This is a genomic window from Microvirga flocculans ATCC BAA-817 (assembly GCF_000518665.1).
Classification (GTDB): domain Bacteria; phylum Pseudomonadota; class Alphaproteobacteria; order Rhizobiales; family Beijerinckiaceae; genus Microvirga; species Microvirga flocculans.
In genome coordinates, this window is the sequence record NZ_JAEA01000009.1 from 179,038 (window position 1) to 202,618 (window position 23,581).

Below are 23,581 nucleotides of genomic sequence, written 5' to 3' on the forward strand. Positions count from 1 at the left end.
AAGGAACCGACAGGACAAGGAGGGCGTCATGGCCCGTGGTGACAAATCCGCCTATACGGACAAGCAGAAGCGCAAGGCCGAGCATATCGAGGAATCTTACGAGAACCGCGGCGTTTCCGATAAGGAAGCGGAGCGGCGGGCCTGGGCCACCGTCAACAAGCAGGATAGCGGCGGCAAGAAGGGCGGCTCCGGGCGCGGCTGAACCACCGCACGGACACCCAAGTTCTTTTCCGCGAGCCCCGGTCTTCCGGTCGGAGCGGCGTGAAGACCGCGTGCGTCCACCGTGCAAGGCTAGTGCGCAAGGCAGCGAGCAGGTGTATGAGGAGCTTCAAGAAGCTCTGCCATGGAGGAAGCCTTGCTCACGAGTTCTGCCGCCGGCGTCTATGTCATCTGTCCCACGCCCTTCGAGGCGGACGGGCGGGTGGACGTCGCTTCGACCGACCGCATGGTCGAGGCCTATCTGAAGGCCGGGGCGACCGGGCTGACCATTCTCGGCATCATGGGCGAGGCGCCCAAGCTGGCGGCGGACGAGGCGCTGGCCTTCGCCCGGCAGGTGATCGCCACCGTGGCGGGCCGCGTTCCCGTCATCGTCGGCGTCTCGGCCGCGGGCTTCGCGGCCATGTCCGGTCTTTCCGCCAAGGTCATGGATGCGGGAGCGGCTGGCGTCATGATCGCACCGCCCTCGACCCTGAAGACCGACGATCAGATCGTGTCCTATTACGCCGATGCGGTGGAGGCCATCGGGGCGGACGTGCCATTCGTGATCCAGGATTATCCGCTCACCACCAATGTGGTCATGACGCCCAAGGTGATCATGCGCATCATCGAGCAGAGCCCTTCCTGCGTCATGCTCAAGCACGAGGACTGGCCGGGTCTTGACAAGATCACCGCGCTGCGGCGCGCGAGCGACGCCGGGCAGGTGCGCCGCGTCTCCATTCTCTGCGGCAACGGCGGCATGTTCCTGCCCTTCGAGATGGAACGGGGAGCCGACGGCGCCATGACGGGCTATGCCTATCCCGAAATGCTGGTGGGCGTTGTCGATCTCATCAACCGGGGCAAGCGGAAGGAAGCGCACGATCTCTTCGACCGCCACCTGCCGCTGGTGCGCTATGAGACGCAGCCGGGCGTTGGCCTGGCGGTGCGCAAATACGTTCTGAAGCGGCGCGGCATCATCGCATCCGATACGCTGCGCAAGCCCGGGCCGAAGCTGAGCCCGGAAACGATTGCCGAAATCGAATGGCTGATGGAGCGCATCGAGCGCTCGTAAGACAAGGGGGGGTCTTCATGAAGACAGGATTGGAAGGAAAGCGCGCGCTGGTTCTCGGCGCGAGCAAGGGGCTGGGCTTCGGCATCGCGCAGGGCCTGGCCGAAGAAGGCGCGCGCGTCGCCATCGCGAGCCGCACGATGGAGGGATCGAAAGCCGCTGCCGACAGGATCGGCGCAGGCGCGCTCCCCTTCACGTGCGACACGGGCAAGGCCGACCAGGTCGATGCCCTGGCCAGGGACGTGGTGGCAGCGCTCGGCGGCGTGGACATTCTCGTGCTCAACAGCGGCGGCCCGCCTCCCGGCAAGGCGCAGGGCGTGTCGTCGGATCAGTGGCGGCAATCGTTCGATGCCATGTTCGTCAATCTGGTGCGCATCGCCGATCAGCTTCTGCCCGGCATGATCGAGCGCCGGTGGGGCCGCATCATCTCGGTCATCTCGTCCGGCGTGATCCAGCCCATTCCGAACCTCGCCATTTCCAACGCGATCCGTCCCGCCCTCGTGGGCTGGGGCAAGACCCTGGCGAGCGAGGTCGCGTCTTCCGGCGTCACGGTGAACGCCATCGCGCCGGGCCGCATCGCGACCGATCGCCTGAAGCAGCTCGATGCGGCCAATGCGGAGCGCACGGGCCGTTCCGTGGAGGACGTCGCAGCGGCTGCCCGCGCGGGCATTCCGGCAGGTCGCTACGGCGAGATCGAGGAGTTCGCGGCGGCTGCCGTGTTCCTCGCCAGCGAGAAGGCCTCGTTCATGACGGGCTCGATCCTGCGTGTCGATGGCGGGCAGATCTCGTCCGTGACCTGATCTCTCATGATGCGGGATGAGGCGGCCGCCGTCTCATCCCCTTTCAGGCGATGATGCCTGCCAGATAGATAAGGATACCCGCAGCGGATGTCGCCGCCAGTGTCGGCAGCATGCCGACCCGGAAGCGGAACATGGCGAGGATCGCTGCGCCTGAGAGCAGCAGCGCCCAAAGGTCGATGCTCGCCCATAAGGGCACGTCGAGGCTGAAGGGTCCCCATGCGACGGGTCTGACCTCTTTGAAGATCGTGTGGATGGCGAACCAGATCGAGAGATTCAGGATCACGCCCACCACGGCCGCCGTGATGGCGGACAAGGCCCCGCTCAGGGCCCGGTTGCCGCGCAGAACCTCGATGTAGGGCGCGCCGAGAAAGATCCAGAGAAAGCAGGGAGCGAACGTCACCCATGTGGTGAGAAGCCCGCCCAGGGTGCCCGCCAGGAGCGGGTTCAGCGTTCCCGGATCCCGGTAGGCCGCCATGAAGCCCACGAATTGCAGCACCATGATCAGGGGGCCGGGAGTCGTCTCGGCCATGCCGAGCCCGTCGAGCATCTCTCCGGGCTTGAGCCAGCCATAGGTGTCGACCGCCTGTTGCGCGATATAGGCGAGCGCCGCATAGGCCCCGCCGAAGGTGACCATCGCCATCTTGGAAAAGAAGACTGCGATCTGGCTGAAGACATGGCCTGTGCCGAGGCCCAGCACGAGACCCAGGACGGGCACGAGCCAGAGCGCCAGCCACAAAGCCGCGACGCGCAGGCTGCGTTTCAGCTCCGGCCTTGCATGAGCCGGCGTGTCCGCGCCGAAAAGATCGCCGGCCTCGTCCGCGCTGTCATCGCTGCCTCCGCCAGATTGGAACGGCTGCAGTCCGGCACGAGCGCCGAGAAAGCCGGTCAGGCCCGCCGCAAGAACGATCAGGGGAAACGGCGCATCGAGAAAGAAGATTGCCACGAAAGCCGCGGCCGCGATTCCGATCATGATCCGGCTCCGGAGGGCGCGCTTTCCAATCCGCATGACGGCTTCGAGCACGATGGCGAGCACGGCGGCCTTGAGGCCGAAGAAGAGGGCGGAGACGAGGCCCACATGACCGTAGAGGGCATAGACCCAGCTCAGCCCCATGATGGCGACGACGCCAGGCAGAATGAACAGCCCGCCCGCCATGATGCCGCCAGGCGTGCGATGCATGAGCCAGCCCATATAGGTCGCGAGCTGCTGCGCTTCCGGCCCGGGCAGCAGCATGCAGTAATTGAGGGCGTGCAGGAACCGGCTTTCGGAGATCCAGCGCTTCTCCTCGACCAGGATGCGATGCATGACCGCGATCTGCCCCGCAGGCCCGCCGAAGCTCAGGGCGGCCACGCGCAGCCAGACGCGGAAAGCCTCTCCGCGCGAGACGCCATGATGGGGAACGCCCTGGGGAGAAGGCCGGTCGGAGATCTGCGCCATCCCGTCAGACTTCCTGATTGGAATCGCGCTCCAGCGTCTGCACCACGAGGCCGTTCTCGATCAGGGTCTTCCAGACATCCTCGGCCGTTTCCGCGAAATGCGCGAGTTTGCGGTCGTGCTCGCTCACCATGCCGTGGTGAAGCAGCGCGTCGAAGTCGATGACCGAGCGCCAATAGGCCCTGTCGAAGAGGACGATGGGAATCGGCGGAGCCTTTCCTGTCTGGCGGAGCGTCAGGATTTCGAACAGCTCATCCAGGGTGCCGAAACCGCCGGGGAAGACCACGAGGGCATTGGCGCGCATCGCGAGATGCATCTTGCGCATCGCGAAATAATGAAAGCGAAAGGTCAGGTCCGGCGTCGAATAGGCGTTGGGCTCCTGCTCGTGCGGGAGGGTGATGTTGAAGCCGATCGAAGGCGCGCCCACATCCGCCGCTCCTCTGTTCGCGGCCTCCATGATGCCGGGGCCTCCGCCCGTGGCGATCACGTTGTCCCGAACTCCGCCATTGGATGTCAGCGCGCCGCCGCGCTGCGAGGCGATGGCGCCGAAGGAGCGCGCCTCCTGGTACCAGAAGGGGTGCCGTCCGGGGCCGGTCTCGCGGACGCGGGCGCTGCCGAACACAACAAGGGTGGAGCGCACACCCCAGTTGCGCAGGTGCTCCTCGGCCTTGGCATATTCCAGCTGGAACCGGACGCCGCGCATGGAATCGCCCAGGAGGAAATCCTGGTCCAAGGCGGCCAGCCGGTAGGACGGCGAGGCGATCTGGGGGGTGTTCGAAGGCATGCTGTCATCCATGGGCTGGGGCTCCTCTGACCCGACCCTGCACAAAGCACACTTTCGACGCTTCGTTAATTCCCCAGGGGGCCCATGGAAAGTTCCTGCGGCCCCGAGGGCGGGATACCCACCGGTTCCGAGGGGCTGGGCGTCTCGCTGGGTCCCTCTGGAGGAACGCCCACGGGCTCCCGAGGACCGGGAATGCCGGGCGGACCCGGATCGGGATGCACGGGCTGCGGGGCGGGATTGGGCACATCGGGCTGCGGCGTGGGAGAGGGCGGAGTCGGCGCTAGTGTATCGGACATGAACCTGCATCCCTTCCTTTCGCAACGCCGGGCCGGCGTTCCACAGAATCGATCTTAGAGCCGATTTCAGGTCGGGGAATCGGCTCATCATGTTGCTCTGCCGCATTTTGAGCGGCGGAACGGATCCGTTCCACAACACAAGAGCTTCAGCGCAGCCACGCTGCGGAACGGCGGAGAAACCGGGTTTGTTCCGTGCTTTCCCCCGTTGAGGGAGCGGGCGTCGTTTTCGCTATGCCCGCCAGCTTCATCGCGGCTATATCAAGAGCGCCGAGGAAAGAGGGCGGCAACAGCCCAAGAGGAAGCGAGCGCCAGCCGATGGACCACCTATCTCCAGCGAACATCGCCAGAATCCTGCCGGCCGACGGGTTTCAGGGGGCACTCGTCGGGCGCGTCTGGCGTCCGGGCCTCGGACCCTCCGTCGTCGCGGTGAGAGAGGACGGCCTCTTCGACATGTCCGAGACCGCCTCCACGGTCAGCGGGCTTGCCGCCCTGGAGAACCCGGCGGCGGTGGCGAAGGCCGCGAAGGGCGAGAGGATCGGATCGCTCGAAGAGATCGCCGGAAACACGGCGCCCGACCGCCGGGATCCCGCAAAGCCATGGCTTCTCGCGCCCATCGACCTGCAGGTCATCAAGGCCGCCGGCGTCACCTTCGCGGTTTCCATGCTGGAGCGCGTCATCGAGGAGCGCGCCCGGGGCGACGCCAGCGCCGCGGCCGCGATCCGGGCCGAGGTTCTCCGGCTCGTGGGGGATGACCTGAGCCGCCTCAAGCCAGGCTCGCCCGAGGCCATGGCCCTGAAGGAGGTTCTCGTCGCCCAGGGGGCCTGGAGCCAGTATCTGGAGGTTGGGATCGGCCCGGATGCGGAAATCTTCACCAAGGCGCCGACCCTGTCCGCCGTCGGCGCCTTCATGGATGCGGGACTGCATCCGAAATCCACCTGGAACAATCCGGAACCCGAAGTGGTGGTGATCGTCACGGCGGAGGGAAAGATCGTCGGCGCTACGCTGGGCAACGATGTCAACCTGCGCGATTTCGAGGGGCGCTCCGCGCTGCTGCTCTCGAAGGCGAAGGACAACAATGCGTCCTGCGCGGTCGGTCCCTTCATCCGGTTCTTCGACGGGACCTTCTCCCTCGACGACGTGCGCCGGACCACGGTGACGCTCACGGTCGAAGGCGAGGACGGCTTTAGGCTCGAAGGCTCGTCCTCCATCACCAAGATCAGCCGCGATCCCGAAGATCTCGTCGCGCAGACGGTCGGATCGCACCATCAGTACCCGGATGGATTTGCGCTCTTCCTGGGAACGATGTTCGCTCCGACGCAGGATCGTGGCGAGCCGGGCATGGGCTTCACCCATAAGCGCGGCGATATCGTCACCATCGCGGCCCCGAAGCTCGGCGCCCTGATCAACCGCATGAAGCCGAGTTCCGAGTGCGAGCCCTGGACCTTCGGGATCGGCGCGTTCATGTCCAACCTGGCCCGACGCGGCCTCATCCATACCAGAATGGCAGGTTAACGATGACGAAGAACTACATTGCGGGCGAGTGGCGCGTCTCGTCCGAGGCGGCGCCGAACGTCAATCCGTCCAACACCAACGATGTGATCGGCGACTATGCCCGCGCCTCCGCGGCGGATGCCGAAGCCGCCATCGCGGCCGCCTACGATGCCTTCCCGGCCTGGTCCCGCTCGTCGATCCAGACCCGTCATGACATCCTCAAGGCGGTGGGCGACGAAATTCTCGCCCGCAAGGAGGAGCTCGGACGCCTGCTCTCCCGGGAAGAGGGCAAGACCCTGCCTGAGGGCATCGGCGAGGTGACGCGCGCCGGCCAGATCTTCCACTTCTTCGCGGGCGAGTGCCTGCGCATGGCTGGCGAGAAGGTGCCGTCGGTGCGGCCCGCCATCGATGTGGAGATCACCCGTGAGCCGGTGGGCGTGGTCGGCCTGATCACGCCCTGGAATTTCCCCATCGCCATTCCGGCCTGGAAGATCGCTCCGGCGCTCGCCTACGGCAACACGGTGGTGTTCAAGCCTGCCGAACTCGTCCCGGGCTCGGCCCATGCGCTCTCCGAGATCATCGTTCGCGCCGGTGTGCCGGCGGGCGTGTTCAACCTCGTGATGGGCAAGGGCTCCATCGTGGGTGAGGCCATGCTGCAGAGCCCCAAGGTGGCCGCCATCTCGTTCACCGGCTCCGTGCCCACGGGCCGCCGAGTGGCGCAGTCCTGCATCGCCGCCGATCCGATGAAGAAGGTGCAGCTGGAGATGGGCGGCAAGAACCCGATGGTGGTTCTCGACGATGCCGATCTGAAGGTCGCCGTCGAATGCGCGGTCAACAGCGCTTTCTTCTCCACAGGCCAGCGCTGCACGGCCTCGTCGCGCCTCATCGTGACGGAAGGCATCCATGACAGGTTCGTGGCGGCCATGCAGGAGCGCATGCAGAATCTTGTCGTCGGCGATGCCTTGAAGGCCGGCACCCATATCGGCCCGGTGGTGGATCAGAGCCAACTCGACCAGGATCTGAAATACATCCGGATCGGACAGGAAGAGGGCGCCAGGCTCGTCGCCGGCGGCGAACTGCTGAATCGAGAGTCGCCCGGATTCTATCTGGCGCCCGCCCTGTTCACGGAGGTGAGCAACTGGATGCGCGTGGCGCGCGAAGAGATCTTCGGGCCGGTGGCCACGGTGATCCGGGCGAAGGATTACGACGAGGCGCTGGAGATCGCCAACGACACGCCGTTCGGCCTGTCGTCGGGTATCTGCACCACGAGCTTGAAATACGCCTCGCATTTCAAGCGCAATGCCGAAGCGGGCATGGTGATGGTGAACCTGCCGACGGCGGGCGTGGATTATCACGTGCCTTTCGGTGGGCGGAAGGGCTCGTCCTACGGACCGCGCGAGCAGGGACGCTACGCGCAGGAATTCTACACTACGGTCAAGACCGCCTACACCTTCGATGGAAATGCCGCTTAAGGCCTGAAGACCAAAGCGAGCGAATAATTTCTTTCTCTCCGCATGACAGCGATGGCCCCGGCATCGTTTCTCTTGGATGCCGGGGCCATTGATCGTATATGATGGCTCAAGATGCTGCGTGAACCTTGTTGCACGCAGCATTAACTTTATCGACAAAACCCAGGCAGCTTTCGGGCTCTTCCATTGAACTTTGCCACGCGAACGCCATCATAGCATTTCAGGAAGCTTCCAGCTTACACGCTCAAAACGTCTGCGATTGCAAACGTTGTTGCATGCCGATGTCGAATCTTTCACCTCGACGATAGGGCGCGCAGCATCGCTGCTTCAGATTCGTAGGCTGTTGGTTTCATGAGTTGGTGAGTGGCACTCAGCGAATAATAGAGAACTTAATATGGTTACTTCCCGGCGTTATCTCATTGCTTCCTCTCTTGCGCGTTTGATTCGCAAGGAGAGAGGGGGCAATCGTGTGACGGAAGGCCACTTCCCCAACCAGGCCGACCGCAGTTCCTTCGTGGTGGTCGAGGGAGACAAGGGCAGCCTCGTTTTGCTCCACGCAGGTCCGGGCGGGCCGGTCGAGGAGCGCACCGAGGTTCCGCGCGCTCACGCCGAAGCCCTGCTCGATGTCACCCCCGGCAAGCTCGATTATCTGCTCACCCATCTGACCGTCGGCACGCGCGACATCCAGATCGTCCGCTTCGTCACTCCGGGTCCGCTGGACCTGATCTCCGTCTCGTTCGAGAGCGACGAAGAGGCCCGCGACTTCCGGCCGCTTTCCTGGTTCGGGCCGGATGTGACGGCGGAAGTGGCTTATCAGAACCGCTCTATCGCCCTGAACGGAGCGCCTCAGGCGCCGGACGTTCCCATGTCCAACGCGGCGCTCAACAGCCTGCTCGACGCCCTCGAGAACCGTTACGTGGCTCCCCGTGGTTATACGCCATCCGCTCCGACGCGCAGCCCCGCCGAAGCCGCTCCCGCTCCGCGCCATGCGCCGCCTGCGGCATCCGCTCCATCGTCCGGAGAGAGAGCTGCGCCGGGTCAGAGAGGCGTCCTGTCCAGGCCTGCGGCTCCGGTCGATGCCGACATGGGCGACGAAGAATCTCATGACGAGAACGATCTGAACCTCAACATCGAGGACAATGTGATCCGCGAGCTGGCCCGCTCGCTTCGGCCGCAGCGCCGGTAGAGCATTTTCGGCGAAGTGGATCTGCTGCGCCGTTCAAGAATGCGACACGGGAAAGACGAAAGCCGATTCCACATCAGTGGAATCGGCTTTCATCGCTCGAACGAGAGTTGACGGAACGAGGCCTGCGTCGATCCGGGACGCAGGCCTTTTCTCTGCATGGAGCGGGAAGGGATGCCTCTGCCCCCTGATCCGTGTCTTCGGTTTCGTCGATCCTCCGATCAGCTCGGCAGAACGATGCAGCTTCCCCCGGCCGTGCGGATGTTGCGGCACAATTGCTCCGCCGCCTGCCGGGTTTCGGCGGGAGCCCGCACGCGATAGAAGGTGCGCGTGCCGCGATAGCGCAGCCTTGTCCCGATGATCATCGGCTGAACGTCCTTCAGGAGCGAAGCATAGGCCTGACTCGCGCGCCTGAAACCGGCGAGGGCCCGCTCCTTCGAAAAGTTGCCCGCCAGCTGGACGCCCCAGGGCGCAAAGGGCGCCTCGGTCGCCTCCTCGCGGCCGGGCAGGCGCAGGGATGCGACGATCTGCTGGCATGTCGGCTGCTCCGTGCCGTCCGGATCCTGCCGGTTTGCGCTTTTGGCTTCCCCGGAATCCGCAGCCCAGTCCTGCGCCGTGCGGCCTGTGATGGCGACTACGTAGCGTTGCGTCTCGGCAGGCAGCTCCGCCTCTCCTGCGAGCCACGATGCGACACGGCTGGGGCCGCCGTTATAGGCCGCGGCCGCAAGGCCCAGATTGCCGAACCGATCGGCGAGATGCGCGATGAGCTCGGCGGCCTTGGGGATCGCCTGCTCCGGGTCGAAGGGATCGATCAATCCGCGCTCCCTGGCCGTTCCAGGCATGAACTGGGCGATGCCCTGTGCGCCCGCAGGGCTGACCACATGCGCACGGAAAGAGCTTTCCTGCCAGATCAGCTTGGTGAGAAGCTCATGCGGAATCCGATAGGATTGCGCGGCGCCTTCGATGAGCCGGCACAGGGCCTGCTCGACCGTTTCTCCGGACGCGCCGGGATCGGCCCAGGCCGCGCCGCAGCCAAGGACGATCCCGCAGAGCGCCAGGCGCAAGCGCATGGAAGACCTTTCTCGCAATGGCGCAAACCGGCGTCGCAGGCCAGGCTCAAGTTACAAATAGGCAATCATCCGTCCTACCAAGGAGATCCGGTCCGAACGGAGAATTCGGCTCGAGAGCGGCCTCTGCACTTCTCAAGCCGAGGCTTGCCGCGATTCGCTCCCCCGCTGCAGCACGGCTATGCTGCACCGGCACGAATCACCCTCTACCCAGTGACAGCGATGGCCTCCTTTCTGAAAGACCTCTGGAACCGTTTGTCGGGCAAAAGCGGCGCAGCGCAGCGCGAGGAGCCTGCGGCCGAGGCTGTCGAATACAAGGGCTTTCGCATTCGCCCCGCGCCCTATTCTGCCAGGGGCGGCTATCAGACCGCCGGAATCATCGAGAAGGATTTCGAGACCGGCCTCAAAGAGCACCGCTTCGTGCGCGCCGAGACGCATCCCAGCAAGGACGAGGCTGCCTCCTTTGCCATCGTGAAGGCCCGGCAGATCATCGACGAGCAGGGCGACAGCCTTTTCCGCTGACTTGGAATCGGCTCTCGTCTGTGCCAAGCCGCATTCTTGACGGCGCACCGGATCCACTTCGCCGAAAAATGCTCTCGCCTCGATCTCTCCTAGGACCGGCCGGTAACATGGCAAAGCCATGGTTCAGGGACAGCCTCACTTGATCGCCACAAATTTTATGGCTCCCAAGGCAGCGGATGCACGACGCCTGGGTGTTCTCGGCAAATTTTCCAACGCTCTTTCAATCGGAATGAACGGCGCCAACGGCATGAGCCATGGAACGACCAAATGCTGCCAGCTCAGTATCGCCCTGAACTTGCGGAAGCCGGCTTTTGCGAAGACGTCCTTCAAGTCGTAATTGGTGTATTCCTTAAGGTGGAATCCGGTTGCCACGTCATCGAAGTAGCGGGATATGTCATGCGGACCGGAGAGTCTGTTGGGCGTTATGCAGACATACTTGCCGCCAGGCTTTAAGATTTTATAGATATTGTTGAGTTGCGATATGCTGTCTTCAGGGTGAAGGTGTTCCATAAGTTGATTGCTGTAAGCTAGGTCAACTGTATTTTCAGGAATCGGAATGCTGATTCCATCGGACAAGATGAATTCTAAATTTTCTGGGAATTTAACATTATCTGAAATAATTTCAGAAACGTCTATCGCGTAAGCCTTCTTAACGTATTTCGATACTTTAATCGCTAATGCGCAGTCGCCGGCGCCGATCTCGCAATAGATGTCGCTTTTTCTTAGCAATGGCTTGATCCTGCCAAGCTGCAGAGCCGTTTCTCTTTCCGTGGCCTCCTCATTGCTCTTCATCTGGAACTGTTCGTGATCGGTGACCCTCGTGAACAATTCATTGTAGAGCGAGTGGTATAATTTGCCTCTTTCCGACGCAGGTGCATGACGGAGTTGATCGGAGAGCGATCTCTCGACTTCGTAGTGAAATCTGATGCGATCCAAAGTCCTTACATCACCTTTCATAAGGGCCTCCGCGTTTACAAAAAATCTTTCCTGAAGCTTTTCTGGCTGCCGGTTCAAAAAAGATAAGTAAGTGTTTCAAACGCCTAGATCACACGAAACAAGTTGCACCCGTCAACTCGCATTAGATAGTAGCTTGAATGTAGTATTGCAGGCGGAGCCATGTTCGCTTGTCACTCATAAGGGGCAGGCTGCCTGTCCGCCGATATCTGTATTCGCGCTTTGCTGGTTGACGTGAATCGGATCATTGGGCTTGGCCCAATGACGCTCGGCTTCCGAACCGTCGGGGCTCATGGAGGCGAGAGAGCCTTCCGGCCACGCAGAATGTCATGCAGCGGCATTCTGGCTCCTTCTATTCCCTTTCCCGGTTCCTGCATCAGGTATTCCCTGACGCCACCTCTGCGGGTGCACGCGCATTCATGATTACGCGCCGGAGGATCGGCTTCGAGCAATCGAGCCATGGCTGATCGATCAAGGGAGATAATCGATGGGCAAGAACCCCAAGGCACCGTCCGGTACGTCCGAGCGTGTTCTGACGAACAGGCAAGGGCATCCGATCGCGAATAACCAGTCGCAGCGCACCGTGGGCAGCCGGGGACCCGCCACGCTCGAAAACTATCAGTTCCTGGAGAAGATTACCCATTTCGACCGTGAGCGCATCCCGGAGCGCGTGGTCCATGCTCGAGGCTTCGTCTGCTACGGCGAGTTCGAGGCGACCGGTAAGATCGGAGACGAGCCCGCTTCCAAATACACCCGGGCCAAGTTGTTCCAGAAGGCCGGCAAGAAGACGCCGCTCGCCATCCGCTTCTCGACCGTCATCGGAGGCCGCGACTCCTCGGAGGTCGCTCGCGATCCGCGCGGCTTTGCCGTGAAGTTCTACACGGAGGACGGCAATTGGGATCTCGTCGGCAATAATCTGCCCGTCTTCTTCATCCGCGATGCCATCAAGTTCCCCGATGTGATCCATTCCCTGAAGCCGGATCCGGTCACCTTCCGCCAGGAGCCGAACCGCATCTTCGACTTCATGAGCCAGACGCCGGAATCCATGCATATGCTCACGCATCTGTTCAGTCCGCGCGGCATCCCGGCAGGGTATCGCCACATGGAGGGCTTCGGCGTCAACACCTACAAGATGGTCAATGCCCAGGGCGATACGGTCCTGGTGAAGTACCATTTCCATCCGCGCTGCGGCGTCGCCAGCCTCACGGCGGAGGAGGCGGCTAAGGTTCAGGGCCAGGATCTCGGCTCCGCTTCGAAGGATCTCTACGAAGCCATCGAGCGCGGCGATCATCCGCAATGGGATATGTACGTGCAGATCATGGAGGATCACGATCATCCTGAACTCGACTGGGATCCTCTGGACGACACCAAGATCTGGCCGGAAAAGGATTTCCCGCTGCGGCATATCGGCGTGATGACCCTGAACCGGAACGCTCAGGATCACTTCAACGAGAACGAGCAGATCGCCATGGGCACCGGCGTGCTCGTGGACGGGCTCGACTTTTCCGACGACAAGATGCTCGTGGGCCGCACTTTTTCCTATTCCGACACGCAACGCTACCGTGTGGGAACGAACTACCTTCAGCTCCCTGTCAACCAGACCAAGAACGCAAAGGTCGCGACCAATCTCAACGGCGGGCAAATGTCATACCGCCGCGATCTTGCGCCGGGCCAGAACGCGCACGTGAATTACGAGCCCTCGATTCACGACGGCCTGCACGAGGCCCTGCGGGAGGAGCCGAACAACCCGCCGGAGATAAGAGGCCGCCTGACCCGCAGCATCATCGAGCGCCGTAACGACTACGCCCATGCGCGTGGCCGCTACTGCACGATGATGGATTGGGAACGGGACGATCTCGTCTTCAATCTGGGCACCCTGCTGGGGCAATGCGAGCGCGATGTGCAGGAGCGCATGATATGGCACCTGTTCCTGGTTCATGACGATTACGGCAAGCGGGTCGGCGAAATGATCGGAATCGGGGCTGACGACGTGCACCAGCTTCCTCCGCTGCCGAAGCAGGTTCTCACCGACGAGGACAGGCGGCGGCTGCAGAATCTCGGCAGGAACGGCGACAGGATCGACCCGCAGGCCTGGGGCCAATGGACGGGGTCCGTGAAAGACTACAAGGCTTCCGCCGATGAAGTCTTGAGCGGTCTTCGCAAAATTCCCACAGCGCCGGCGCGGCGGCAGGCGGCCGAATAGACAAGCTGCGAAGCTGCAGCCTCAGAGAGGAACGGGCGGGATTTTCCCGCCCGTTCGCGCTTGGACACCCGCCTTGCCGAAAGAGCCTGGAACCGTTCAGGCGGCAGATTCCTGTTTCAGGGAGGCCATGTCGATCACGAAGCGGTATTTGACGTCGCTTTTCAGCATCCGCTCATAGGCCTCGTTGACCTTCTGGATCGGAATGACCTCGATCTCGGCGGTGATCCCGTGCTCGGCGCAGAAGTCGAGCATCTCCTGCGTTTCGGCGATGCCGCCGATCAGGGATCCCGCGAGCTGGCGACGCTTCATGATCAGGTTGAACACCGTGGTGGCGGGATGCGGTTCGGCGGGAGCGCCTACGAGCACCATGGCGCCGTCGCGGGCCAGCAGCACGAGGTAACTGTCGAGGTCGTGCGGGGCGGCGACAGTGTCGAGGATGAAGTCGAAGCTGTTCCGGTGCACCTTCATGGCGTCGGAATCCCGCGAGACGACCACCTCATGCGCGCCGAGGGCCAGGGCATCCTCCCGCTTGTTGGGAGAGGTGGTGAACAGCACCACGTGCGCGCCCATGGCCCGGGCAAGCTTCACGGCCATGTGACCGAGCCCGCCAAGGCCCACGACGCCGACCTTCTGTCCCGGTTGAACGCGCCAGCGCCGCAGGGGCGAATAGGTGGTGATGCCCGCGCAGAGCAGGGGAGCCGCAGCGGCGGGGTCGAGCCCGTCCGGCACCCGCAGGACGAAGCTCTCGTCGACCACGATGACGTCGGAATAGCCGCCATAGGTATTGCCGCCGGTGTCCTGTTCCGGGCCGTTATAGGTGCCCGTGAAGCCGACTTCGCAGTATTGCTCGAGCCCCTCGCGGCAGCTGCGGCACGTGCGGCAGGAATCGACCATGCACCCGACGCCGACCAGATCCCCTGTCTTGAACTTCTGCACATGGCTGCCGACGCGGGTGACGCGGCCGACGATCTCGTGCCCGGGCAGGCATGGATAGAGCGTGCCGCCCCATTCGGCGCGGACCGTGTGCAGATCGGAATGGCAGACGCCGCAATAGAGAATCTCGATCTGAACGTCGCGTTCCCTGGGATCGCGGCGCTCGAAGCTGAAGGGAGCAAGAGGGGTAGTTGCATCCTGGGCGGCATAGCCGAAAGCTTTGATCACAGGGCAGTTCTCCGGATTGAACGAGCCATGGCGGCAGGCAAGACGATAGGCTGGATTGTGCCAGCGTCAACAGACCGGTCCGAGATTTGCCGACAGGATCGTCAGGAAGGCCGGATCGCGCGGCATGGCTCACGGTTATATGAGGAGCTCGTTGCTCCAGCGGAGGTTCCTTTCGCGCTGTCACGGCCGTTTGAATATGTGCCGCATCTGGCGCTCCCGTGCTGGCGCCCCCACATGAAAGCCAGGGCAGTGCCCTGGCATGTGGCAGGCTGCCGCATTCTTGTGCGGCAGCGAAGCGGCATGGTCGATTTCGATGACGGACAAGAAACTTTAACTTGCCGTCCGGTCCGCAATCCGCGACCCTGGATCTGCTGGGCGGGCAATCTTCAGGGCCTAAGGGCGAATTCCAAGAACGATGGGCTTGCCGTGACCGGCCGTCATCCCGCTGCAACGAAAGGGGTAGCCGCATCATTTGACCGCATCGCAGTTGTTGCAGGGTTTGGGCAACCTTAGCGGTGCACAGTCGTTGTCTGTGAGAGGGATCTGATTTCGGTGGCGCCATGCTTCATTCCGACGACCTGTTCTCGAGTTTTCTGAAATCCTACGAGACCCGCCGCGAGGCGGAAATGTCCCTTGCGGAATACCTGGAAGGGTGCCGCGACAACCCCATGATGTATGCGAGCGCTCCCGAGCGCATCCTGGCAGCCATCGGCGAGCCCCAGCTTGTCGATACCTCGAAAGATGCGCGGCTTGGCCGCATCTTCATGAACCGGACGATCCGGGTCTATCCCGCCTTCTCCGAGTTCTACGGCATGGAAGAGACGATCGAGATGATCGTGAGCTTCTTCCGCCACGCCGCGCAAGGGCTGGAGGAGCGCAAGCAGATCCTTTACCTGCTCGGCCCCGTCGGCGGCGGCAAATCCTCTCTCGCCGAGCGGCTGAAGGCGCTGATGGAGGTCAATCCCATCTACGTGCTGAAGGCTGGCGACGAGATCAGTCCCGTCTTCGAGAGCCCGCTCGGGCTCTTCGACCCGGAGCAGATGGGACCGCTTCTGGAGGAGCGTTACGGCATTCCGCGGCGGCGGCTGACGAACCTCCTGAGTCCGTGGGCGATCAAGCGTCTCGACGAGTTCAAGGGCGACATCTCAAAATTCCGCGTCGTCAAGATCAACCCGTCCCGCCTGCGCCAGATCGCAATCGCCAAGACGGAGCCGGGCGACGAGAACAACCAGGACATCTCTTCCCTCGTCGGCAAGGTGGATATCCGCAAGCTCGAGACGCTCTCCCAGGCCGATCCGGATGCCTACAGCTATTCCGGCGGCCTCAACCGCGCCAACCAGGGCATCCTCGAATTCGTCGAGATGTTCAAGGCGCCGATCAAGATGCTGCATCCCCTACTCACGGCGACGCAGGAGAGCAACTACGTCGGCACGGAGAATATCGGCTCCATTCCGTTCAACGGCATCATCCTGGCCCATTCCAACGAGGCGGAATGGCAGAGCTTCCGCTCCAACAAGAACAACGAGGCGTTCATCGACCGCATCTACGTGATCAAGGTCCCCTATTGCCTGCGGGTCACGGAGGAGCAGAAGATCTATGAGAAGCTGATCCGCAGTTCCGAGCTGGCGGGTGCTCCCTGCGCGCCGGCGACGCTTGAGATGCTGGCGCGGTTCTCGGTGCTGTCGCGCCTTCGCCCGCACGAGAATTCCAACTTCTACTCGAAGATGCGGGTCTATGACGGCGAGAGCCTGCGCGAGGTCGATCCGCGCGCCCGCAGCCTTCAGGAGTACCGGGACGCGGCGGGCGTCGACGAGGGCATGGACGGCATTTCGACCCGCTTCGCCTTCAAGGTCCTCTCTGCCACCTTCAACCACGACACCATCGAGGTGGCGGCCGACCCGGTTCATCTCATGTATGTCCTCGAGCAGTCCTTGAGGCGTGAGCAGCTGCCGCCGGACGTGGAGCGGCGCTATCTGGAATTCATCAAGGCGGAGCTTGCGCCCCGCTATGCGGACTTCATCGGCCATGAGATCCAGAAGGCCTATCTTGAATCCTACCACGACTACGGGCAGAACCTTTTCGACCGATATGTGGCCTATGCGGATGCCTGGATCGAGGATCAGGATTTCAAGGACCCCGATACCGGACAGCTCCTCAACCGCGAACTCCTGAACCAGGAGCTCACCAAGATCGAGAAGCCGGCGGGCATCGCGAACCCGAAGGACTTCCGCAACGAAGTGGTCAAGTTCTCCCTGCGCGCGCGGGCCGGCAACAACGGTCGCAACCCGTCCTGGACGAGTTACGAGAAGATCCGCGACGTGATCGAGCGCCGGATGTTCTCCCAGGTCGAGGAGCTTCTGCCCGTCATCAGCTTCGGCTCCAAGAAGGACAGCGAGACCGAGAAGAAGCACGGCGAGTTCGTGGCACGGATGATGGAGCGCGGTTATACCGAGCGCCAGGTTCGGCGCCTCGTGGAATGGTACATGCGGGTGAAGCAGGCGGGCTGACAGAAGACGGAGGCAGATCAGGCGTTCCTATGTACATCATCGACCGGCGCCTCAATCCAGGAGGCAAGAGTCTGGCCAACCGCCAACGTTTTCTGCGCCGCGCCAAGGCGCAGATTCAGCGGGCCGTGCGCCAGACGGCAGGAGACCGGGACATCACCGATCTCGACAGAGGCGGAGAGGTCTCGATCCCGGCCGACGGTGTTCGCGAGCCCAGCTTCCGCCGCTCCGGCGAGGGCGGCGTACATGACCACATTCTCCCCGGCAACAAGCGCTTTGTGGAGGGAGACACCATCGACAGGCCTCCTGGCGGCGCAGGCTCCGGCTCCTCCGGGGGCGACAGCGGGGAGGGGGAGGACGATTTCCGCTTCGCCCTGACCCGCGACGAGTTTCTCGATCTCTTTCTGGACGATCTGGAACTCCCTGACCTCGCCAAAAGGCGCGTCGCGACGGTCGAGACGCAGGGCATGCGCCGAGCGGGCTACACTGTCACCGGATCGCCCGTGAACCTCGCTCTGCTGCGCTCCATGAGGAACGCCCTGTCACGGCGCATCGCCCTGCGGCGTCCGAAACCGCAGGAGCTGCTGCGCCTCCAGGAGGAGATCGATCGCCTCGAGGAGAGGGGTGGAGAATCCGGGCGTCTCGCCGCCCTGCGCGAGGAGCTCGACCGGCTGAAGCACAGAACCAGGCGCTTTCCCTATATCGATCCCATCGACCTGCGCTATCGCCGCTTCGAGCCCGTGTCCCGGCCCGTCGCCCAGGCGGTCATGTTCTGCCTGATGGATGTGTCGGGATCCATGACGGAGCACATGAAGGATCTCGCCAAGCGTTTCTACATGCTGCTCTACATCTTCCTGACGCGGCGCTACAAGCATGTGGAGATCGTCTTCATCCGCCACACGCATGAGGCGAAGGAGGTGGACGAGGAGACCTTCTTCAACAGCCCGGAAACCGGCGGCACGGTCGTCTCATCGGCCTTGCGGGAGATGCAGCGGATCGTCGGGGAGCGCTATTCGCCCGACAGCTGGAACATCTATGCCGCGCAGGCTTCCGACGGCGACAATTCCCCGAATGACGGAACCACCAGCGCCGCTCTGCTGCGGGATGTAATCCTGCCGATCTGCCAGTACTATGCCTATCTCGAAGTCGGCAGCGACAGCGACCGCATGCAGACGGGCTTCATCAATCACAAGACATCTCTCTGGCAGACCTACGAAAGCCTGATCGAACACGGCGCCAACCTCGCCATGCGCAAGGTCAACCACCGAAGGGAAATCTATCCCGTCTTCCGTGAGCTTTTCCGCCGGCGCGATGCGGAGGCAATTGCAAGGGTGCCATGAGCGCGATCGAACAGGACAATCTGATCTTCCACGGCGCCGACTGGGACTTCGGCACCATCCAGCGCGTCTACGATGCCGTCGAGGCCATTGCCGTAGGCGAGCTGGGGCTCGATGTTTATCCGAACCAGATCGAGGTCATCACTGCCGAGCAGATGCTCGATGCCTATGCGTCCATCGGCATGCCGCTGTTCTACAAGCACTGGTCCTTCGGCAAGCACTTCGCCCTGCACGAGTCGAGCTACCGGCAGGGGCTCATGGGCCTGGCCTACGAGATCGTCATCAATTCCAACCCGTGCATCTCCTATATCATGGAGGAAAACACGGCGACGATGCAGACGCTCGTGATCGCGCACGCGGCTTTCGGTCATAACCATTTCTTCAAGAACAACTACCTCTTCAAGGAATGGACCGACGCGGACGGGATCCTGGATTATCTCGAATTCGCGAAGGGCTATGTCACACGCTGCGAGGAGCGCTATGGCCATGCCGCCGTGGAGCGCGTGCTCGATGCGGCGCATGCCATGATGTCGCACGGAGTGCACCGCTATCCGCGCAAGAAGCGCCCCGACCTGCGCTCGGAGGAGCGCCGCGAGCAGGAGCGCCATCGCCACCAGGAGCAGACCTTCAATGATCTTTGGCGCACGGTACCGACCAAGGGAACCGCCGCGAAGCCGCAGCTGAGTGAGGAACGCCGCCGCGCCCTCCTGGAGCTGCCGCAGGAGAACATCCTTTACTTTCTCGAGAAGTCGGCGCCGCGCCTTCAGCCCTGGCAGCGCGAAATCCTGCGCATCGTCCGTCAGATCGCGCAGTATTTCTATCCCCAGCGCCAGACGAAAGTCATGAACGAGGGCTGCGCCACCTATTGCCATTACCGCATCATGACCCGGCTGCACGAGAAGGGGCAGATCAGCGACGGTGCTTTCCTCGAGTTCCTGCAGTCCCACACCAATGTGACCCGGCAGCCGGAATTCGACGATCCGCATTACGGCGGCATCAATCCCTACGCGCTCGGATTCGGAATGATGCAGGATATCGAGCGCATCTGCACGAGGCCGACGGATGAGGACCGGGAGTGGTTTCCCGCCATCGCAGGAAGCGGCGATGCCATGGCGGTGCTGCGCGACGTGTGGGCGAACTACCGTGACGAGAGCTTCATCTCGCAATACTTAAGCCCGCACCTGATCCGGCAATGGCGCATGTTCCATCTCGTGGACGATCCGGACAGGCCGGAGCTCATGGTCGAGGCCATTCATGATGAACGTGGCTATCGTCGCCTGCGGCGTTCGCTGTCCCGGCATTACGATGTCGGCTGGAGCGATCCTGATATTCAGGTAATCGATGTCGATCTTGCCGGAGACCGGCGTCTGATTCTTCATCACCATGTGCTCAACCGGACCATGCTCCACAAGGACGACGCCCAGCGCGTTCTTCAGATGGTCGCCAATCTCTGGGGCTATGCAGTGGTGCTCAAGGAGGTCGATCCCGCAACCGGCGCGATCTTCCAGGAGCACGTCGCCCACCCGCATGAAACTCTTTTCTGACGGGACGGTTTGACGCAAAAAAGCCAGGGACTCAGGCGATCATAGGTTTCCCTGGGCTCGGCCCTGGATGTCAGGGTCGGCTCCCTTGCAGGAGAATACCTATGGAACACAAGCCTGTAGAGAAGCTGCGTAGCGTCGCTGAGGTGCATGAGTTCAAGCAAGGTTTCCTGTCCCGCCGTGAACGCCTCGAGCGCTGGGCCGAAGTGTTGGAGCGCCAGCCGAAACGGCGCCTGCGCTCTCTGGGCGAGATCGAGTTCGTTCCGAAGGACAAGCGCCCGGAATTGAGGTCCGATGAATCGCCGATCACGGTCGCTTTCGAGGACCCGGTCCTGCGGTCCGCAGGACTCAAAGGGGATACGCTCGGGGATGCCATGGAGTTCTTCGAGCTCTCCGAGGGAGCCTCTCACCGCCTTCTCTGCTCCTGCATGAACGGCTGGAGCATGGAGGCCGGGACGACCGCCCGGAAAGTTCACCGGATCGCAAACCCGGACCATCGGCTCATGATGATGACGACCGCAGGCTTGCTCATGGCCGCGCCGGCCGTATTTTACCTGCTGAGCTGAGCGGAAACCTCGATGTTGGGCTCTTCTGCCCATCAGGTGGACAGAAGAGCTCGCATGCCCATTGTCACGCACCCGTCGGAATGTCGCGAACCGGATCCGGTTCGCCAGACCTTTCTAGCCCTTCGCAACGCCGATCGTATCCGCCATCCGGGCGCCGCGTGCGCCCATCGGCTGATGGGGACCTTCCGTCGTATCCTTGGCCGTCTGGTGTTCCATCTCGGCGTTGATCTCGGCTCCCAGAAGAACGATGATGGATGAAAGCCAGATCCAGGTCATGAAGCCGATCACGGCGCCAAGAGAACCATAGGTCTCGTTGTAGCTGCCGAAATTCCCGACATACCATGAGAAGAGCATCGAGACGGCGAGCCACAGAAGGGCAGCCACGATGCCGCCCGGGGTGACCCAGCGCCATTCGGCTTTGTCGCGGCTCGGACCGAAGCGGTAAACCAGGGAAAGTCCGAGCACCACGCCGATCAGCAGAACCGGCCAGCGGAGGATGGCGAGCATCCGTTCGGTTCCAGTCCCCAGGCCGATGAAGGTGAAGAGAATCGGAAGAACGATGATCGCTGCAAGCGCGGACAGAATGAAGAGGATCGCGCCCAGGGTGAAGGAGAGAGACAGCAGGTTCAACATGACGAAGCTTCTCTTCTCCTCCTCGTCATAGACGATGTTGAGCGCATCGAAGACGGCCTTGATGCCGGCATTGGCGCTCCAGAGCGACAGGCCTAGACCGAAGATGAAGCCGAAGCCGAGAGCGCCTCTTCCCTGTGAGGCGATGCGGACGATCTGCTCGCGGATGATATCGAGCGCGCCACCCGGCAACACGCCGGAAAGGGTGACGAGATGATCCTGGATCGCGGCGGGATCGGCAAAGAGGCCGTAGATGGAAACGAGCGCGGCGATAGCGGGAAAAACTGCGAGCAGCGCATAATAGGTCACGCCGGCGGCGACCGACATGATGCGATCTTTGCCGAATTCCTCATAAGTGCGCCAGAGAATGTCCTTCCATCCCCTCGCGGGAATCTCGGCGGGAGTATTGGCGCTTCGTCCGCGTCCTTTCTCGGCGGCGGCTTCGGGCGGCGCGTGCTGTTTCTCGGAAAAGCCCGGTCCGGTCTCGCCGGGCCGTTCAGCTCCATGGGACGGGCTCGGCACGGTCCGGCGACCCGCATGCGGGTTCGTGGGGCGCTCGCCTCCCGCCACGAGCCGCACGAGCGCCCAGCCCAGCACGACGGCCCACATGGTCGTTGCGACCGAGGGGGATTGCGGCGCTCCGGATCGCGGCACAGCAGGGTTGTTCGCCATGTTCAGACCTGTCCTCATGGTTCGTGCGCCCGCCGGAAAGGCGCGGCTCATCCGTCAACAAGCGGATAAGGTAGCGGTTCCCGTTGCCGGAAGGCCGATGCCGCAAGGGCTTGGTCCCATGGTTGGAAATCGTTAACCATTCACCTTAACCGGGAAGCAAGGATGTTGGATCAGTCTTCGGCCTCTACCTTCGGAGAGGATCTGAGATGAACGAATGGGCAGGGCGCAAGTGGGAACCGGTGACCGAGGAGCGCTTGCTTCGCGCGATCGATGTTCTCGTCGAGATTGCGAAGGAGCACGGGCCCACTTTCAATCCGGTTCTCGAGACGGTGAGGCAGGAGCTGCATGATTTCCGTCGCAGGCAGTCAGATTCCGTCCAAGCCGGGCTGCACTCCGAAGAGCTCATGCGCAAGGCAGGCTGACCGGCTGCCCGAATTGCCGGTCGAGGCCGGATGGGCCTCAGGCGGGCTGGAGCTGCTCTTCCCGGGCAAGGCGCGCCGGGCCTGGCTGGCTGCCCCGAATGTGATACTGAAAGCCGTGAATGTCGGCGGGAAGCAGGCGTGTGACTTCCCAAATGTCCTGTGGCCTCGTGGCGCCGAAGGGCGTCATCCTGTTGAGAAAAACCTCGACGGTGTTCGTATTCGCCGGGCCGGTCAGGCAAACGCGGTCCCCGATCTTGAATTTGTGCGACGTCATGGCTCTGCTCCATTCAGCAAAGGCGAACTGAGCAGGAGGAACCAGCTTGAGCTGGTTTCGTTCCACGTTGTTTGAGGCAGGGCGCGGTCTTAAAGGGCTGCGCCGTTCACGGTTACGCTCATGCCGAAGTCCCGTTCGATGCCGGGTTGGATCAGTACGAGGCCGGGCTTTTCGGAAAACTCGCCGTCGAAGTCCTCCGGATCCGCATAACCCTGCCAAGGTTCGATGCAGATGAAGCCGGCCCCTGGCTTCGTCCATATTCCGAGATGAGTCATGCACGGAAAATCGACGCGGATGGAACCGCTGCCGGGAGCGCCATAAGTCACCGAGCGGCTTTCGAGACGGTCGAAAACGAGAGCGTCGGCTGCGAACAGGCTGTCATTCAGGCGAAGCGCTCTTCCCTGCACCGGACTGGGAAGAGGTTGTCTGCCGATCAAGCCCTCCAGGGGCCGCCGGATGGGGGCCCCTTCCTCCCGCTCGAACCGGATCTCGTGCGCCTCGCGCGCGGCGCCATAGGGCAGGGGCCAGCGGAAGGCCGGGTGAAAGCCGAATGAGACGGGCATGTCGGTGTTACCCGTATTGGTCACCGAGGCCGTCATCGTCAGGGTCTCCTCCGCGATGCGATAGGCGACATCGAGCCTGAACGGAAACGGGTAGCGCCTGAGCGTCGCTTCATCGGAGATCAGACGCAGGCGGCATTGCGAGGGACCGGCTTCGACCGCCTCGAAACGCGATGTCCTGGCAAAGCCGTGCCGGAACAATTCGTACTCGGAGCCCCCTACGCGGATCCGGTTGTTTCTCACCTGACCCACAATGGGAAAGAGGAGCGGCGACCGCCCTGTCCAGAAGGCAGGGTCGCCGTCCCAGAGCAGATCCCGGCCCTGCGCGTCCCGCAGTCGAACGAGCTCGGCACCGTTCTCCGAGATCTCGGCCTGCAGGCGCGGGCCGGCGATGGCAATCGTCATGGATCGTTTCCTTGCCTGAAGCCCCGACCCTAGCACGTGGATCC

21 protein-coding genes and 1 pseudogene are annotated in these 23,581 nt (G+C 62.6%); 13 read left to right on the forward strand and 9 right to left on the reverse strand.

Going from position 1 to position 23,581, the window contains the following annotated elements; all coding sequences use genetic code 11:
* Window positions 1-28: 28 nt before the first annotated feature.
* From L879_RS23995 to L879_RS0111955, 3 genes and pseudogenes are all read left to right on the forward strand, one after another.
* A pseudogene (locus L879_RS23995) lies at window positions 29-199 on the forward strand (plasmid stabilization protein); the annotation flags it as partial.
* 144 nt (window positions 200-343) lie between these two features.
* A complete protein-coding gene (locus L879_RS0111950; protein WP_035459429.1) occupies window positions 344-1,267 on the forward strand; it encodes a dihydrodipicolinate synthase family protein in 924 nt (307 codons plus the stop codon).
* 17 nt (window positions 1,268-1,284) lie between these two features.
* Window positions 1,285-2,064 carry an SDR family oxidoreductase gene (locus L879_RS0111955; RefSeq protein WP_027316308.1) on the forward strand — a complete coding sequence of 260 codons (780 nt, stop codon included), beginning with the start codon at window positions 1,285-1,287 and terminating at the stop codon, window positions 2,062-2,064.
* 43 nt (window positions 2,065-2,107) lie between these two features.
* Here the strand turns inward: L879_RS0111955 and chrA are convergent, their stop codons facing one another.
* Genes chrA through L879_RS24000 form a run of 3 tightly spaced genes read right to left on the reverse strand, consistent with a single transcriptional unit; the run spans window position 2,108 to window position 4,576 of the window.
* Window positions 2,108-3,499: a chromate efflux transporter gene (gene chrA, locus L879_RS0111960; protein ID WP_027316309.1), complete on the reverse strand. Its 1,392-nt coding sequence runs from the start codon at window positions 3,497-3,499 to the stop codon at window positions 2,108-2,110.
* Window positions 3,500-3,503: 4 nt separating this feature from the next.
* Complete coding sequence (locus tag L879_RS0111965) at window positions 3,504-4,292, reverse strand: LOG family protein (RefSeq protein ID WP_027316310.1); 789 nt, start codon at window positions 4,290-4,292, stop codon at window positions 3,504-3,506.
* A gap of 53 nt (window positions 4,293-4,345) precedes the next feature.
* The gene (locus tag L879_RS24000; protein WP_154664194.1) at window positions 4,346-4,576 is read right to left on the reverse strand and encodes a hypothetical protein; all 231 of its coding nucleotides are present in this window, start codon (window positions 4,574-4,576) and stop codon (window positions 4,346-4,348) included.
* A 315-nt stretch (window positions 4,577-4,891) separates the two neighbouring features.
* Between L879_RS24000 and L879_RS0111970 the strand changes: the two genes are divergently transcribed.
* The 3 genes from L879_RS0111970 to L879_RS21485 all read left to right on the forward strand — a co-directional run bounded on the left by L879_RS0111970 (window position 4,892) and on the right by L879_RS21485 (window position 8,722).
* Window positions 4,892-6,088, forward strand: a complete 1,197-nt coding sequence (locus L879_RS0111970) for a fumarylacetoacetate hydrolase family protein (RefSeq protein ID WP_027316311.1) — start codon at window positions 4,892-4,894, stop codon at window positions 6,086-6,088.
* A gap of 2 nt (window positions 6,089-6,090) precedes the next feature.
* The gene (locus tag L879_RS0111975) at window positions 6,091-7,539 is read left to right on the forward strand and encodes an aldehyde dehydrogenase family protein (RefSeq protein WP_027316312.1); all 1,449 of its coding nucleotides are present in this window, start codon (window positions 6,091-6,093) and stop codon (window positions 7,537-7,539) included.
* Window positions 7,540-8,005: 466 nt separating this feature from the next.
* Window positions 8,006-8,722 (forward strand): CYTH domain-containing protein, encoded by a 717-nt coding sequence (locus L879_RS21485; protein ID WP_051435264.1) that lies wholly within the window; start codon window positions 8,006-8,008, stop codon window positions 8,720-8,722.
* A gap of 218 nt (window positions 8,723-8,940) precedes the next feature.
* Here L879_RS21485 and L879_RS0111985 read toward each other — a convergent pair whose 3' ends face one another.
* A complete protein-coding gene (locus tag L879_RS0111985; protein ID WP_027316313.1) occupies window positions 8,941-9,789 on the reverse strand; it encodes a lytic transglycosylase domain-containing protein in 849 nt (282 codons plus the stop codon).
* A 219-nt stretch (window positions 9,790-10,008) separates the two neighbouring features.
* Here L879_RS0111985 and L879_RS0111990 point away from each other — a divergent pair, with 219 nt between their 5' ends.
* Window positions 10,009-10,308 (forward strand): HlyU family transcriptional regulator, encoded by a 300-nt coding sequence (locus L879_RS0111990; protein WP_027316314.1) that lies wholly within the window; start codon window positions 10,009-10,011, stop codon window positions 10,306-10,308.
* 135 nt (window positions 10,309-10,443) lie between these two features.
* Here the strand turns inward: L879_RS0111990 and L879_RS0111995 are convergent, their stop codons facing one another.
* The gene (locus tag L879_RS0111995) at window positions 10,444-11,265 is read right to left on the reverse strand and encodes a class I SAM-dependent methyltransferase (protein WP_027316315.1); all 822 of its coding nucleotides are present in this window, start codon (window positions 11,263-11,265) and stop codon (window positions 10,444-10,446) included.
* 484 nt (window positions 11,266-11,749) lie between these two features.
* Here L879_RS0111995 and L879_RS0112000 point away from each other — a divergent pair, with 484 nt between their 5' ends.
* The gene (locus tag L879_RS0112000; protein ID WP_027316316.1) at window positions 11,750-13,465 is read left to right on the forward strand and encodes a catalase; all 1,716 of its coding nucleotides are present in this window, start codon (window positions 11,750-11,752) and stop codon (window positions 13,463-13,465) included.
* Between the two features lie 96 nt (window positions 13,466-13,561).
* Here L879_RS0112000 and L879_RS0112005 read toward each other — a convergent pair whose 3' ends face one another.
* Window positions 13,562-14,626, reverse strand: a complete 1,065-nt coding sequence (locus L879_RS0112005; RefSeq protein ID WP_027316317.1) for an NAD(P)-dependent alcohol dehydrogenase — start codon at window positions 14,624-14,626, stop codon at window positions 13,562-13,564.
* Window positions 14,627-15,186: 560 nt separating this feature from the next.
* Here L879_RS0112005 and L879_RS0112010 point away from each other — a divergent pair.
* The 4 genes from L879_RS0112010 to L879_RS0112025 all read left to right on the forward strand — a co-directional run bounded on the left by L879_RS0112010 (window position 15,187) and on the right by L879_RS0112025 (window position 20,574).
* Window positions 15,187-17,133, forward strand: a complete 1,947-nt coding sequence (locus tag L879_RS0112010) for a PrkA family serine protein kinase (protein ID WP_027316318.1) — start codon at window positions 15,187-15,189, stop codon at window positions 17,131-17,133.
* Between the two features lie 29 nt (window positions 17,134-17,162).
* Complete coding sequence (locus L879_RS0112015) at window positions 17,163-18,470, forward strand: YeaH/YhbH family protein (protein WP_027316319.1); 1,308 nt, start codon at window positions 17,163-17,165, stop codon at window positions 18,468-18,470.
* Entirely contained in the window at window positions 18,467-20,011 is a 1,545-nt protein-coding gene (locus L879_RS0112020) for a SpoVR family protein (protein ID WP_027316320.1), read from the forward strand. The genes L879_RS0112015 and L879_RS0112020 overlap by 4 nt, the downstream gene beginning before the upstream one ends.
* Window positions 20,012-20,112: 101 nt before the next feature.
* A complete protein-coding gene (locus tag L879_RS0112025; protein WP_027316321.1) occupies window positions 20,113-20,574 on the forward strand; it encodes a hypothetical protein in 462 nt (153 codons plus the stop codon).
* 114 nt (window positions 20,575-20,688) lie between these two features.
* Here L879_RS0112025 and L879_RS0112030 read toward each other — a convergent pair whose 3' ends face one another.
* Window positions 20,689-21,876, reverse strand: coding sequence for a YihY/virulence factor BrkB family protein (locus L879_RS0112030; protein ID WP_027316322.1), 1,188 nt, complete (start codon window positions 21,874-21,876; stop codon window positions 20,689-20,691).
* A 206-nt stretch (window positions 21,877-22,082) separates the two neighbouring features.
* Here L879_RS0112030 and L879_RS0112035 point away from each other — a divergent pair, with 206 nt between their 5' ends.
* Window positions 22,083-22,298, forward strand: coding sequence for a hypothetical protein (locus L879_RS0112035; RefSeq protein WP_027316323.1), 216 nt, complete (start codon window positions 22,083-22,085; stop codon window positions 22,296-22,298).
* 37 nt (window positions 22,299-22,335) lie between these two features.
* Here the strand turns inward: L879_RS0112035 and L879_RS0112040 are convergent, their stop codons facing one another.
* Both L879_RS0112040 and L879_RS0112045 read right to left on the reverse strand, forming a co-directional pair.
* A complete protein-coding gene (locus tag L879_RS0112040) occupies window positions 22,336-22,572 on the reverse strand; it encodes a hypothetical protein (protein ID WP_027316324.1) in 237 nt (78 codons plus the stop codon).
* Window positions 22,573-22,661: 89 nt separating this feature from the next.
* Window positions 22,662-23,537 carry an aldose 1-epimerase family protein gene (locus L879_RS0112045; protein WP_027316325.1) on the reverse strand — a complete coding sequence of 292 codons (876 nt, stop codon included), beginning with the start codon at window positions 23,535-23,537 and terminating at the stop codon, window positions 22,662-22,664.
* Window positions 23,538-23,581: the final 44 nt, after the last annotated feature.